This is a genomic window from Pantoea sp. C8B4 (assembly GCF_051336905.1).
Lineage (GTDB): Bacteria > Pseudomonadota > Gammaproteobacteria > Enterobacterales > Enterobacteriaceae > Pantoea > Pantoea rwandensis_B.
The window spans coordinates 370,412-384,089 of sequence record NZ_JBGMNK010000002.1 but is presented as its reverse complement, the minus strand read 5'-3'; the positions used below and the strand labels follow the sequence as shown (position 1 = coordinate 384,089).

Sequence of the window (13,678 nt, the reverse complement as noted above, 5' to 3'; positions counted from 1 at the left end):
CCGCATTCCAATATGATGATGCGGCACATTTTTTTAACCAGCTAGCGGGGACGCGCGGGTGAGTGGAAGTAAACATGCATTGAACTGGACCACACTGCTGATTGCTATCCCCGTGGGATTCGTCGCGTCGCTGGTGACCTTAGCCTTTCGCGGCGTCATTGATCTGATAAACCGCCTGCTGTTTAACAGCGACAGCGAAATCACCGTGGCGATGCACGTCTGGCCGTGGATTTTCTGGCCGCTGCTGGTGGGCGCGGGCGGCGTACTGGCGGGTTTCTTCTTGCGCTATGCGGTGGCGATAGAGAAACAGGAAACGGTCAAAACCGATTACCTCGAAGTGATCAACGCGCGCCTGGATGCGGTGCCGACCAAAACCTCGCTGTTTCGTGCACTCTCCTCGATTGCCAGTATCGGCAGCGGTGCCTCGATTGGTAAAGAGGGCCCGATGGTGCAGCTCTCCGCGCTGAGTGGCAGCCTGATGGGCCGCTGGTTCCCGCAGATGCGTAACAGCGATATTGTCGCCATGGCCGCTGCGGCTGGCCTCTCTTCGGTGTACCACGCACCGCTGGCCTCGGCGATATTTGTCGCTGAAATTGCCTTTGGTATCTCGGCGCTACAGCGGCTGATCCCGCTGATTGTCGCCTCGGCGGTGGCGGTGATGACCATGTGGTCACTTGGCTTTCGTAGTGCGCTCTATCCGCTCTCCGAAGCCTTGTTCCAGATGGATATCAGCAGTTTGTTGATGACCCTCGTGATTGGTTTGGTGGCCGGTTTAGCCGGTTGGTTACTGATCAAGTTGATTGCCCGCAGCAAAATGCTATTTGGTCGTGTTAAGTCATTGCCTGCACGCCTGGGGCTTGGCGGATTAGCCGTCGGTTTTCTGGCATTGATCTCCACCGATATTCTGGGCAACGGCTACGAAGTGATCGTGAAGATCATCGATGGTCACTATGTGCTGGCCGGATTGATTGGCCTGCTGGTGCTCAAAACCCTGGCCACCACGCTGTCGGTGGGATCGAACGCGGTGGGTGGTCTGTTTACGCCTTCGCTGCTGATTGGTGCGCTGCTTGGCGTGGCGCTGGCGCAGATGGGCGTGGCACTTCATCTGCCGGTTGGCGATACCCTGCTTTACGCGGCGATTGGTATGGCGGCGGTATTAGCAGCCGTAAGTCAGGCACCGTTAATGGCGATGCTGATGGTGCTGGAGATGACGCTCAACAGCAGCCTGTTATTCCCGATCATGATCGCCTCAGTGCTGGCCTCCATGGTGGTGTATCGACTGCAATCTGCCAGCACCTATCCGGTGGTGAGCAATCACTTTAGCCGTTCAGAGGCTAAATTTGATTTCGATAATATGCGCGTTGACCAACTGATCATCCCCGGCGCCGCGTTGCAGCCTGAAGAGTCGGTAGGCCAGGCGCTGGCAGTCAGTTCACTGAAGCGCGAACGCTATGTGTATGTGATCAACAGTGCGGGGCAGTTTCTGGGGGTCGTCTCGATCCATGACATCTCGCGCAAAGTGTTATCGCAGGAGATCACCCTGGACTCCCCGGTCAGCAGCGTGATGGATGATAACTTCCCGTGCATTTATCAGAACCAGAGCATGCGTGAAGGCTGGGAGGCATTCGCGCGGGTGACGCTGGAGCGCTTGCCGGTACTCAACAACCCGCAGGAGCGCCGCTTTATGGGCGCCTTGACCAAAACCAGTTTGATTCAAAAGGCGCAGGAGTTTCTTTAAGCCGCGTTACCGCGCATCGCCTGATCCGTCATCCACAGGCGCGCATCGAACTCCAGTTGGTGGTAATCCGGTTCCATATGGCAGCAGAGTTGGTAGAACGCTTTGTCGTGATCCTTCTCTTTCAGGTGCGCCAGTTCGTGCACCACGATCATGCGCAGGAACGGTTCCGGTGCCAGACGAAAGAAGGTGGAGATACGAATCTCGGCTTTGGCTTTCAGGTTGCCGCCCTGCACGCGCGAGATGGCGGTGTGCAGGCCAAGCGCATGTTTCATCACCTTGATTTTGTTATCCCAGATCACTTTGCTGATCGGCGGTGCGCTGCGCATATAACGGCTTTTCATTGCCTGGGTGTAATCATACAGCGCACGGTCACTGACAATATTGTGCGTGTCAGGATAGCGTTCCTGCAAAAAGCTGCCTAATCGCTGATTATCAATCAGCAACTGCACCTGTTCGAGGATGTTTTCAGGATAACCCTGCAGATAGATTAATGACATTGGGATTCCCGACGAAAGACAGTATACTGCGCCCCCTTTTTAGGGCGAAAATCGCGCAAAGTGTACCACGCCGGAGATTCCATGAGCCAACTTGAACTGACCAATCGCACGCTGACCTTGCAGCGCTTCCCGCCGATGCGTGAAGAAAGCCCGTTACAGGCGTGGGATTCCGCCGATGAATATCTGTTGCAGCAAGAACTGCCAGAAGGACCGGTGCTGGTGTTCAACGACAGCTTTGGTGCGTTGACCTGCGGACTGAACGGCCGTGAAGTGTGGCACGTCAGTGACTCGCTGCTGAGCGAGCAGGCGGCGAAACAGAATCTGCGTCTTAATGAGATGGACGAGGATCAGGTGCACTTTATCGATAGCCTGGCGCCGCTGCCTGCTGCGCCTGCTGTTGTACTGATTAAAATCCCGAAAGCGCTGGCTCTGCTGGAGCATCAACTGCGCGCACTGCGTAAAGTGGTGACGCCAGATACGCTGATCCTCGGCGCGGCCAAAGCTAAAGACATCCACAACTCCACGCAGCAGCTGTTCGATCGCATTCTCGGTGAGAGCAAAACTTCGCTGGCGTGGAAAAAATCTCGTCTGATCTACTGCACATACAGCGCACCTCAGCTGCCAGAAGTGTCGGAAACCACGGTGTGGCCGCTGGACGATTCCTCTTACCAGATTCACAACCACGCCAACGTGTTCTCTCGCGGATCGCTGGACGTGGGTGCGCGTTTCTTTATGCAGCATTTGCCGTCAGATATTGAAGGGGAAATCCTCGATCTTGGCTGCGGCAACGGCGTGATTGGTTTATTGGCGCTGGAACAGAACCCGCAGGCGGATGTGCTGTTCTATGACGAATCTTACATGGCCGTGGCGTCCAGCAAGCTGAACGTGGAAGTGAACCGTCCGCAGGATCTGTCGCGCTGCCAGTTCCGCGTCAACAACGTGCTGAGTGGCTTCCCGTCGGATCGTCTGCACGCGGTACTGTGCAATCCGCCGTTCCATCAGCAGCACGCGGTGACCGATCATCTCGCCTGGCAAATGCTGCGCGATGCCAAACGTTGCCTGCAGTATGGCGGCGAGTTGCGCATTGTCGGCAACCGCCACCTCGGTTATCACGTCAAAATGAAAAAGCTGTTTGGCAACTGTGAGCTGGTGGCGTCTAACGCCAAGTTCGTGGTGCTGCGTTCGGTCAAACTGCGTTAATCAGACGCTGAGCGCCAGCTCAGTGGCCTGGGCGATGGCGCGGCGAGCATCCAGCTCCTGCGCCACATCGGCTCCGCCAATCAGCTTTACCGCTTTACCGCGTGCGGCCAGCTCATCCGCCAGCTGACGCAATGGTTCCTGCCCGGCACAAATCACCACGTTATCCACCGCCAGCGTGCTCGGCTCGCCCTGATGGCGCAGGTGCAATCCGGCATCATCAATCTTCAGATACTCGACGTCGCCCCACATCTGCACGCCGTGCGCCTGCAAACTGGCGCGATGGATCCAGCCGGTGGTTTTCGCCAGCCCGGCTCCGGGCTTGCCGGATTTACGTTGCAACAGCCAGATTTGCCGATCCGCTGCCAGCGGCTGCGGGCGCACTAACCCGCCGCGCGCCTGTAAGCTCTGATCGATGCCCCAGCTCTGATAGAAATCTTCGTGGGCGTTTTGATGCAGCAAAAACTCGGCGGTATCAAAACCAATGCCGCCCGCACCGATAATCGCCACGCGCTGGCCGACCGGCTTTTTATCGCGAATCACATCGAGATAGCTGAGCACGCTGGCATGGTCGATGCCAGGAATCGACAACTGACGCGGCGCAATACCGCTGGCGATCACCACTTCATCCACATTTTCCAGCTCGTCAGCGCTAACGCGATGCTCGGTGCGAATCGCCACGCCCTGTGCCTCCAATTGATGGCGGAAGTAGCGCAGCGTCTCGCTAAACTCCTCTTTACCGGGAATCTGACGCGCAATATTAAACTGGCCGCCAATCTGTGCGTCCGCTTCATACAGCGTAACCTGATGCCCGCGCTCGGCCGCCTGAAGCGCGAACGCCATGCCCGCCGGGCCAGCACCGACCACCGCAATCTGTTTAGGCTGCTCAGCAGGGATCACCGGCATCAGGGTTTCGTGGCAGGCGCGGGGATTGACCAGACAGGAAGTGACTTTGCCGACAAAGATCTGATCGAGACAGGCCTGATTGCAGGCGATGCAGGTGTTGATGGCATCCGGCTGCCCGGCCTGCGCTTTGCGCACAAAGGCCGCATCGGCAAGAAACGGACGTGCCATCGACACCATATCGGCAATGCCATCGCGCAGCAGCGATTCTGCCACCTGCGGATGATTGATACGGTTAGTGGCAATAACGGGGACGGACACCGCCTCACGCAGATGCTGTGTTACCCACGCAAAACCGGCACGCGGTACGCAAGTGGCGATAGTCGGGATGCGCGCTTCGTGCCAGCCAATACCGCTGTTGAACAGCGTCACACCGCGTCGTTCCAGCGCCTTTGCCAGCGTCAGCGTCTCTTCCAGTGAGCTGCCGTTGTTCACCAAATCGAGCATCGACAGACGGAAGATGATAATAAATTCTGGGCCGACCGCTTCACGCACCGCCTGCGTAACCTCCAGCGCAAAGCGACGACGGCGCTGCACATCGCCGCCCCACTCATCGTCGCGGTGATTGGTGTGCGCTACCAGGAACTGATTAATCAGATAGCCTTCGGAGCCCATGATCTCGACGCCGTCATAACCGGCCTGCTGGGCCAACCTGGCGCACTGGGCAAAGTCCGCAATGGTCTGACGAATCTCGCCATCGCTCAGTGCACGCGGCGTGAACGGGTTAATCGGTGCCTGCAACGCTGAAGGCGCAACCAAATCGCGTTGATAGCTGTAGCGCCCGGCATGCAGAATTTGCAGCGCGATTTTGCCGCCTTCTGCATGCACCGCATCGGTCAGGGTGCGATGCCAGTCGCACTGGCTCTCCTGATTAAGGATGGCGCCGCCGTGTGCCACCACGCCCTGTGGATTGGGTGCGATGCCGCCGGTCACAATCAGTGCCACGCCTCCCCGCGCGCGTTCCGCATAAAACGCGGCTAATCGTGTGGCGCCATCAGTGTGTTCTTCCAGTCCGGTGTGCATGGAGCCCATCAGAAAACGATTCTTTAATTGGGTAAATCCCAGATCCAGCGGGGCAAACAGGTGGGCGTAATGCTCAGTCATGAACACAGTCTCAGAAAGTGGTCGGATGAGTTAACTCTAGCGGGAATTGGTTGGGATGGAAGTTCGTGTTGTTCAGGCTGTGAGAAACCTCAAAAAAAGCAGGGCGACAGGTCGCAGGCGAAAGGTTCGGACTCCTTCGCCCGGCACGGGAAGAGACCTGTGCACCCTGAAACAGCTTGAAGATGAGGGCTAATGATTTAGCTCTATAGTTATAACTCCTGTCAGACTCAATCCCGGGTGAGGGTGCGGCGATAATGACATAGCTCACTGTGGTTGATCCCCAAGACGGGTCTTGATTTACCCCAGCAAACAGTGATCCCGCTTCCATCTTCTGTACGAGCAGTTCACGTTCCAGGTAACAGCTATTTCGTAACATGATTTAGAGTGATCTGGTTCACAGTTTTTAGCCCCTGATCCCGCTTTGATAGCCCCCATTGCAACAGCAACAAATGGGGAAACCATGAATATCGAAACGCAATCCTGCGTGATTACCGGGAAAAAACAGGTCAGCGTCGCACCGCAACAGGTGAATTGGGACGGCACAGGCACGCTGGTGCGTATTACGCGCGGCGGCATTTGTGGATCTGACCTGCATTACTATCAGGAAGGCAAAGTCGGTAGCTTCGAAGTCAAAATGCCGATGATCCTGGGCCATGAAGTGATTGGCCATGTGGTGGAAAGTGATAATCCGGACCTGAAGCCGAATCAGAAAGTGGCGGTCAATCCCTCCAAACCATGCGGCGAGTGCAAATATTGCCAGCGCGATCAGGAAAACCAGTGCACCTCCATGCGCTTCTTCGGCAGTGCGATGTATGTGCCACATGTTGATGGCGGCTTCACCCAATACAAAGTGGTGGACAGCAAACAGTGCGTGCCTTTCCCACAGGATGCGGATGAAACCGTGATGGTGTTTGCCGAGCCGCTGGCGGTGTGCATTCACGCCACGCATCAGGCGGGCGATCTTACCGGCAAGCACGTGTTCATTTCCGGCGTCGGTCCGATTGGCTGCTTAATTGCGGCGGCAGCGAAAGCGCGCGGTGCCGCCTCTGTGGTGTGCAGCGACATCAGCGAGCGTTCGCTGGAGATGGCGCAGCAGATGGGCGCGACCAATGTGATCCATGCCGCCGAGGGCGATTTCACACCTTATCTGGCCGACAAAGGCTATTTCGATGTGGCGTTTGAAGCTTCTGGCCATCCTTCCTCGCTGCAGCGCTGCCTCGATGTGGTGTGCGCCAAAGGTACGCTGGTACAGGTCGGTATGGGGGGCACTATCCCGAACTTCCCGATCATGGCGCTGATTGCGAAAGAGATTCAGCTGGTCGGTTCCTTCCGCTTTACCCATGAATTCAACACCGCCGTTGAGTGGCTGGCGAACGGTGTGATCAATCCGCTGCCGCTGTTCAGCGGTGAATACGATTTGCAGGACATCGACGCGGCCTTGCAGTTTGCCGGTGATAAAACTCGTGCGGCGAAAGTCCAGTTAACCTTTTAAGGAGCAGTGATGAGTCAGTTATTTTCCCTCGAAGGCAAGCGTGTATTACTCACCGGATCGGCGCGCGGCATTGGTTTTCTGCTGGCGCGGGGTTTAGGTGAAGCCGGTGCGGAAGTGATCGTCAACGCCACCACGGAGCAGGGTGCAGAGCAGGGCGCGGCGAAACTGCGTGAGCTGGGTTTACGTGCCCATGCCAAAGCCTTTGATGTGACGCATTCTGCGCAGGTGCATCAGGCGGTGGATGAGATCGAAGCCGAGTGGGGCCCGATTGATATTCTGGTCAATAACGCCGGGATCCAGCGCCGCCGTCCGTTCCTCGAATTCCCGGAACAGGACTGGAATGATGTGATTGCCGTTAACCAGACTGCGGTGTTCCTGGTGTCACAAACCGTGGCGAAAAAAATGGTTGAGCGCCAGCGCGGTAAGATCATCAACATTGGTTCAATGCAGAGCGAGCTGGGCCGCGACACCATTACGCCTTATGCCGCTTCTAAAGGCGCCGTCACCATGCTGACGCGCGGTATGTGCGTCGAGCTGGCGCGCCATAACATCCAGGTGAACGCCATCGCTCCAGGTTACTTCGTCACGGAAATGACTCAGGCGCTGGCCGACGATCCGGCCTTTACCGGTTGGCTCACCAAACGCACGCCAGCGGCGCGCTGGGGTAAACCGGAAGAGCTGATCGGGGCTGCGGTGTTCCTCGCCTCGGGCGCCTCTGATTTCGTCAATGGTCACTTGCTGTTTGTTGATGGCGGTATGCGCGTCGCCGTGTAATGCCATGGTGCGGCTGGCATTTTCGCCGGGCCGCGCCTAAACCTTAATCACCCCTCTGTATTCCTAAGGATAATAAAAAATGCCAATAACCATTATTGTGCTGGGTGTGATACTGCTGCTGGTATTGATGATTGTATTTAAGGTCAACGGCTTTATTGCGTTGGTGTTTGTCTCGGCGGTGGTGGGTATCGCTGAAGGGATGACGCCGCTCAACGTGATGGCCTCGATCCAAAAAGGTATCGGTTCGACGCTCGGCGGATTAGCGATGATCCTCGGCTTCGGTGCCATGCTCGGGCGATTAGTCTCGGATACCGGTGCGGCGCAACGCGTGGCCACCACGCTGATTGCTGCCTTTGGTAAAGAGCGGCTGCAATGGGCGCTGGTGGTCACCGGGCTGATCGTGGGTCTGGCGATGTTCTATGAAGTGGGCTTCGTGCTGCTGCTGCCGCTGGTGTTCACCATCGTCGCTGCGGCCGGTTTGCCGCTGCTGTACGTCGGCGTGCCGATGGTGGCTGCACTCTCGGTGACGCACTGCTTCCTGCCGCCGCATCCCGGTCCAACCGCGATTGCCACCATCTTTGGCGCTAACCTCGGCACCACGCTGCTGTACGGTATGATCATCACCATTCCGACAGTGATCGTGGCCGGGCCGATCTTCTCGAAATTCCTCAAGAGCTTTGAGAAGTCACCGCCGGAAGGCTTATACAACCCGAAGATCTTCACTGAAGAAGAGATGCCAGGTTTCGGTATCAGTATCTTTGCCGCCATCATCCCGGTAGTGCTGATGGCGATTGCGGCGGTATTTGAGCTGACCACGCCCAAAGAAAACCCGCTGCGCCAGTTCTTTGAGTTCATCGGTAACCCGGCGGTGGCGCTGTTTATTGCCGTGGTGATCGCCGTACTGACGTTGGGTCTGCGCAACGGCCGCAAGATGGAAGAAGTGATGGATATGTGCGGCGAGTCGATTGCCGCCATCGCCATGATCGTCTTCATCATTGCCGGTGGCGGTGCGTTTAAGCAGGTGCTGGTGGACAGCGGCGTCGGCAACTATATCGCTGACATGATGAAGGGATCGTCGCTCTCTCCGCTGCTGATGTGCTGGACGGTGGCAGCGATGCTGCGTATCGCGCTGGGATCGGCCACGGTGGCGGCGATCACCACCGCCGGGATCGTCACGCCAATAATCGCGGTGACCCATGCCGATCCAGCACTGATGGTGCTGGCAGTGGGATCGGGCAGCGTGATCGCCTCACACGTTAACGATCCGGGCTTCTGGCTGTTTAAGGGGTACTTCAACCTGAGCGTGGTAGAAACCCTGAAAACCTGGACGGTGATGGAGACGCTGATCTCCATTCTCGGTCTGGCCGGTGTGCTGGCACTTAACGCCATCATTCACTGATGCAACGGGCTGCACAGGGACGTGCAGCCACTCAGTCGCGACGACGAATCCACGAAAATCGCGATTGATAGCCGCTGTCAAAATGGGTGTTGTAGCGATAGCTCGATCCCGACTCCGCCATGCAATAAGTGCAGACGTTTAACACTTCGATTTGTTCAGCAGGAATACCGCGCTGTAACAACAACCCTCGCGCAAGATGCGGTAAATCAAACCATACGCCCTGATGATGCGCCCGCGCCTGCGGACGGATGGCCGCGCCATTGTGCGGTTGCTCGCTTGCCCACTGTAACGCAGGCAAATCTGCGCGTTGCTGCATCTGCGACACTAAATCTTTGCCCAGCTCATAACAGCACGGACCGATGGCCGGGCCGATGGCGACATGCAGCGTTTCAGTGCGGGCACCGCGCGCCAGCAGCGCATCAATCGCACTGTTCAGGATTCCGCTTAAGGTGCCCTTCAAGCCCGCATGCACCGCCGCAACCTGATGTTGCTGCGTGTCGGCAAACAGCACCGGTAAGCAATCTGCGGTATACACCGCCACCGGCAGCTGGTTTTCCCCAATCACGCCATCGGATTCGCAGCTTTTCGGCGGCAGATTTTGTGTTGCCAGTACCACCTGGGCGCTATGGCGCTGCTGGCCATAGGCGGCATCCGTGGGCACCGGTTGACCCGCAGGCTGGAAGGCATAATCGAGCCACGGCAGAGCATCAAGCAGCGTTGAACGCGGTCCGGCATGTGACATAAGTGTCTCCTTTGACAGGGCGGCAGCTTTCTTCTGCCCACAGCTTACGTTAACTGCTACATTTTTAAAGCTTTACACAAACTGACCATAATCACTTAAGGATGATCTGATGAAAAACACCTCTTTGCTGGCAGCGTCCGGCATTCTTGCGCTGCTGCTAACAGGATGCGCGCAACCGGCCAAACAGCAGGCGCAGCAGCAGCTTGGCCAGCAATCGGTATTGGCAGTGAACTGGTTCCAGCAGTCCGGTGAGTATCAGGCATTAAGCTGGCAGGCATTTAACACTGCGCGTATGGCGTTTGATGCCGCGCCATCGCTGACGGGCAAACCGAAAGCGGTGATCGTCGATCTTGATGAAACCATGATCGATAACAGTGCCTACAGCGCATGGCAGGCGAAAAATGGCCAGCCGTTCTCTGGCAAAACCTGGTCAGCCTGGACTCAGGCGCGTCAGGCCACCGCCGTGCCGGGCGCGGTGGAGTTCGCGAACTACGTCAACAGCCACGGCGGCACCATGTTCTATGTCTCGAACCGCGACCAGAAGGATTACGCCGCCACGGTAGATAACCTCAATAAGCTGGGCTTTAGCGGCGTGAGCGACAAAACCGTGCGTCTCAGCACCGGAAACTCCAATAAGCAGGCGCGCTTCGATGCGATTAAAAACGCGGGCTACAACGTGGTGCTGTACGTGGGCGATAACCTGAATGACTTTGGCGGCGCGACCTGGCATCAGGGCAATGCGCAGCGCCAGCAGTTCGTTAGCCTCAATCATCAGCACTTTGGTACGCAATTTATCGTGCTGCCTAACCCGCTGTACGGCGACTGGGAAAGCGGCATGGCGGAGAACTACAACAAACTGACGCCGGAACAGCAGCTTCAGGTGCGTGAAGAACGTATGAAAGCGTGGAACGGTAAATAATTCGTCAAGCGAATTAGCGCCTGTTTTGGCAGGCGCTGCATTCTTCGCTTCAGGGCCAGCAATATTTACTTTTCATCGTCATTATTATTCTCCTTATTATTTTCCTGATCTCTTGCCGGATAATAGATTAATCTCCAGCGGAAAATGTCGAGAACAAATCATTAACCCAGCGAATAACGCTAATCATCAATTTTATAATTAAGATTTTTCTCAGCCCTGTATCGTTATTTCACCATACTAGTGCAAAGGCTTAATAACAGTGCTTGTATATTTTTGTTGATTCATCTGAGATGAAAATTTTATTTTAATATTTAATCAATTGATTTTAATGAGATGTATTTGATTTTATCTATTCTTTCTGGCTTGCATTAAATTACGTTGAATCGACACTTCCTGACGTTTGTTTTACAAAGGATGTGAATTCGTGGCGCGTAAAAATATTCCCTGTGCAACATCATGCTTAAGCGTCTATAAACAATTTCTGTGAGGAAGCTCTGCTTTTACCCTCCTTTAACGTCGTGCTGGCGTTTTTATGCCCGTGACTTTGCCCGAAAGCGATATTTCTGGACGTAGAGAGAAGATAATTGTGACGACACTTAAACCCTTATTAGCGAAAAATCGCAGTTGGGCATTACAGCGCCGCGAGCGTAATCCCGATTATTTCGAACAATATTTGCATCAGCAGAAACCCCATTCGCTGTGGATTGGTTGTTCGGACAGCCGCGTGCCTGCCGAGGTGCTGACCGGCTCGCATCCCGGCGAACTGTTCGTGCATCGCAATATCGCCAATATGGTGGTGCCCGATGACGACAACCTGATGAGCGTGCTGCAATACGCGATTTTCTACCTCGGCGTGGAGCGCATTGTCCTGTGCGGCCACTACGGCTGCGGCGGTGTGCAGGCCGCGCTGGGATTACCCGCCAGCCCACTGGCAAAAGAGGATTCGGCGCTGGCAAGACGCATCGCCGCGTTGCGCAGTGGCCTGCAACAAGGATTGGTGGAATATCACGCCAGCCGCGCCGGAGAAGAGGAGAGCAACAAGCTCAACCGTTTAGTGGAAGCCAACGTCATCGCCCAGTTCGCTCATCTGGTGGCATGCGAGCCAGTGCGACAGGCCTGGCAGGCGGGACAGGCGCTGGATGTGTTTGGCTGCGTGTACGACCTGCAGTCGGGTCATCTCAAAGAGCTTACTCAGCAATCTGCAGAGGAATGGGTGCCATGAATCTGAATACACTGCGTCAGGATATCCCCGCCGGTTTGGTGGTGTTTTTGGTGGCGCTGCCGCTGTGTCTCGGCATCGCGCAGGCCAGCGGGTTACCGCCGTTTGCCGGGTTGCTTACCGGGGTGATCGGTGGCTTGCTGGTGACGTCGCTCAGCCCCTCGCGCTTTGCCGTCAGCGGCCCGGCTGCGGGTTTGGTGACCATTGTGGTGGCCTCGATCCAGACGCTCGGTAGCTTCTCGGCTTTCCTCACCGCGCTGATTCTGGCGGGCGTGTTGCAGTGCTTGCTCGGATTATTGCGTGCCGGGCGCTTTATCTCGCTGGTGCCGGGCAGCGTCATCAAAGGGATGCTGGCGGCAATCGGTATTTTGCTGATTATGCAGCAGATCCCGGTGGCTTTCGGCGCCGCAGGTGATGCTGAACTGGTGTCGCTGGTAAACGGTGAGTTTCAGTTTTCGCTGAGTGCAATGCTGGTCGCGGGCATCGGTCTGGTGATTCTCGGGCTGTGGACCACGCCGATGGTGAAATCGGTCAAGCTGCTTGGCTGGATCCCGGGGCCGCTGGTGGCCGTGTTGTTCGGCTGCATGGCGACAGTGTTTGGCGACCGCCTGTTCCCAAGCCTGGCGGAAGGGCTGCCGCGTATCGCGTTGCCGGCCTTTGACAGCCTGTCAGCCCTGGTGGCGGAACTGGAAACCCCGGACTGGCTGGCGTGGCAAAATCCTTCTGTCTGGGTGGTTGCCGTCACCCTGGCGCTGGTCGCGAGCCTGGAAACGCTGCTGAGTCAGGAGGCGCTGAAAAAACTGCGTCCGCAGCATCCGGCACCTTCGCCAAATAAAGAGATGTTCGCACAGGGCATCGGCAACCTGACCGCGGGTTTCCTTGGTGCGATGCCGATTACTGCGGTGATCGTGCGCAGCTCGGTGAACGTCAGCGTCGGGGCGCAGACCAAACTGTCGATTCTGATCCACGGCGCGCTGTTGCTGATATGCGGTCTGTGGTTCAGCGATCTGCTCAATGCCATCCCTTTAGCCAGCCTCGCCGCGGTCTTGCTGTATACCGGCTATAAGCTGGCGACGCCGCGTCTGTTCATTGAACAGTTCCGCATGGGCGCTCAGCAGTATGTGCCATTCCTTGCCACCATCGGCGGGATCATTGTGTTCGGCATGCTGGCGGGGATTGGTATCGGTATCGCCACGCAGATTCTCTATAGCATCTACAAAAGCCACCGTAATGCGCTGCAACTCACGCGCTATGACGATCACTACGTGCTGCGCTTCCAGCAAAATCTCACCTTTATGCACAACCCGAAACTGCAGGGATTACTGGCGGAGATCCCGGAAAACAGCACGGTGATTGTCGATCACGATAACGCCGAGTACCTCGATCCCGACGTCAAAGCGGTACTGCAGGATTTCGGCGAAAACGCGCGCGATCGTGGTATTCGTCTGAGTCAGTGGCCCGTTGCGGTTAAATAGCAATAACGCTTCGCTGAAAAACTGGTTTTTCTCGTAAAAATCGGATATCTCGGATATCCGATTTTTTTATTTGCAGGGCATAATTGCAGCAGATCTCATCCTTGTTTCTCGGGTTTCAACCCTGCTAGCGCGCTCACATCTCGCCGATGCGGCTCATTGAGCGCTGCCCAGCCGCAGAGTAGGATGACGAACACTCGCTTAATTGCCGAATCATCGCAC

11 protein-coding genes are annotated in these 13,678 nt (G+C 56.4%); 8 read left to right on the top strand and 3 right to left on the bottom strand.

Annotated features, from left to right (window positions below):
• Positions 1–58: 58 nt before the first annotated feature.
• A complete protein-coding gene (locus tag ACCW76_RS04545) occupies positions 59–1,738 on the top strand; it encodes a chloride channel protein (RefSeq protein ID WP_436337887.1) in 1,680 nt (559 codons plus the stop codon).
• Here ACCW76_RS04545 and ACCW76_RS04540 read toward each other — a convergent pair.
• On the bottom strand, positions 1,735–2,235 hold the full coding sequence (locus ACCW76_RS04540; RefSeq protein ID WP_045831849.1) for a M48 family metallopeptidase: 501 nt from the start codon (positions 2,233–2,235) through the stop codon (positions 1,735–1,737). The two genes, ACCW76_RS04545 and ACCW76_RS04540, sit on opposite strands and share 4 nt — an antisense overlap.
• Before the next feature lie 81 nt (positions 2,236–2,316).
• Here ACCW76_RS04540 and rlmG point away from each other — a divergent pair, with 81 nt between their 5' ends.
• Complete coding sequence (gene rlmG / locus ACCW76_RS04535; protein ID WP_436337886.1) at positions 2,317–3,435, top strand: 23S rRNA (guanine(1835)-N(2))-methyltransferase RlmG; 1,119 nt, start codon at positions 2,317–2,319, stop codon at positions 3,433–3,435.
• On the opposite strand, the gene ACCW76_RS04530 is transcribed toward rlmG, so the two are convergent.
• Positions 3,436–5,439, bottom strand: a complete 2,004-nt coding sequence (locus ACCW76_RS04530) for an FAD-dependent oxidoreductase (RefSeq protein ID WP_436337885.1) — start codon at positions 5,437–5,439, stop codon at positions 3,436–3,438.
• A gap of 460 nt (positions 5,440–5,899) precedes the next feature.
• Between ACCW76_RS04530 and idnD the strand changes: the two genes are divergently transcribed.
• The 3 genes from idnD to ACCW76_RS04515 all read left to right on the top strand — a co-directional run bounded on the left by idnD (position 5,900) and on the right by ACCW76_RS04515 (position 9,104).
• Positions 5,900–6,931 carry an L-idonate 5-dehydrogenase gene (idnD, locus tag ACCW76_RS04525; protein ID WP_436337884.1) on the top strand — a complete coding sequence of 344 codons (1,032 nt, stop codon included), beginning with the start codon at positions 5,900–5,902 and terminating at the stop codon, positions 6,929–6,931.
• A gap of 9 nt (positions 6,932–6,940) precedes the next feature.
• Entirely contained in the window at positions 6,941–7,705 is a 765-nt protein-coding gene (gene idnO / locus ACCW76_RS04520; RefSeq protein WP_436337883.1) for a gluconate 5-dehydrogenase, read from the top strand.
• Positions 7,706–7,784: 79 nt separating this feature from the next.
• The gene (locus tag ACCW76_RS04515; RefSeq protein ID WP_045831845.1) at positions 7,785–9,104 is read left to right on the top strand and encodes a gluconate:H+ symporter; all 1,320 of its coding nucleotides are present in this window, start codon (positions 7,785–7,787) and stop codon (positions 9,102–9,104) included.
• A gap of 31 nt (positions 9,105–9,135) precedes the next feature.
• Here ACCW76_RS04515 and ACCW76_RS04510 read toward each other — a convergent pair whose 3' ends face one another.
• Complete coding sequence (locus ACCW76_RS04510; RefSeq protein WP_436337881.1) at positions 9,136–9,846, bottom strand: polyphenol oxidase family protein; 711 nt, start codon at positions 9,844–9,846, stop codon at positions 9,136–9,138.
• 109 nt (positions 9,847–9,955) lie between these two features.
• Between ACCW76_RS04510 and ACCW76_RS04505 the strand changes: the two genes are divergently transcribed.
• From ACCW76_RS04505 to ACCW76_RS04495, 3 genes are all read left to right on the top strand, one after another.
• Entirely contained in the window at positions 9,956–10,765 is an 810-nt protein-coding gene (locus ACCW76_RS04505) for a 5'-nucleotidase, lipoprotein e(P4) family (protein ID WP_038644554.1), read from the top strand.
• 580 nt (positions 10,766–11,345) lie between these two features.
• Entirely contained in the window at positions 11,346–11,987 is a 642-nt protein-coding gene (locus ACCW76_RS04500) for a carbonic anhydrase (protein WP_436337902.1), read from the top strand.
• Positions 11,984–13,459 (top strand): SulP family inorganic anion transporter, encoded by a 1,476-nt coding sequence (locus ACCW76_RS04495; RefSeq protein ID WP_436337880.1) that lies wholly within the window; start codon positions 11,984–11,986, stop codon positions 13,457–13,459. The genes ACCW76_RS04500 and ACCW76_RS04495 overlap by 4 nt, the downstream gene beginning before the upstream one ends.
• Positions 13,460–13,678 lie beyond the last annotated feature (219 nt).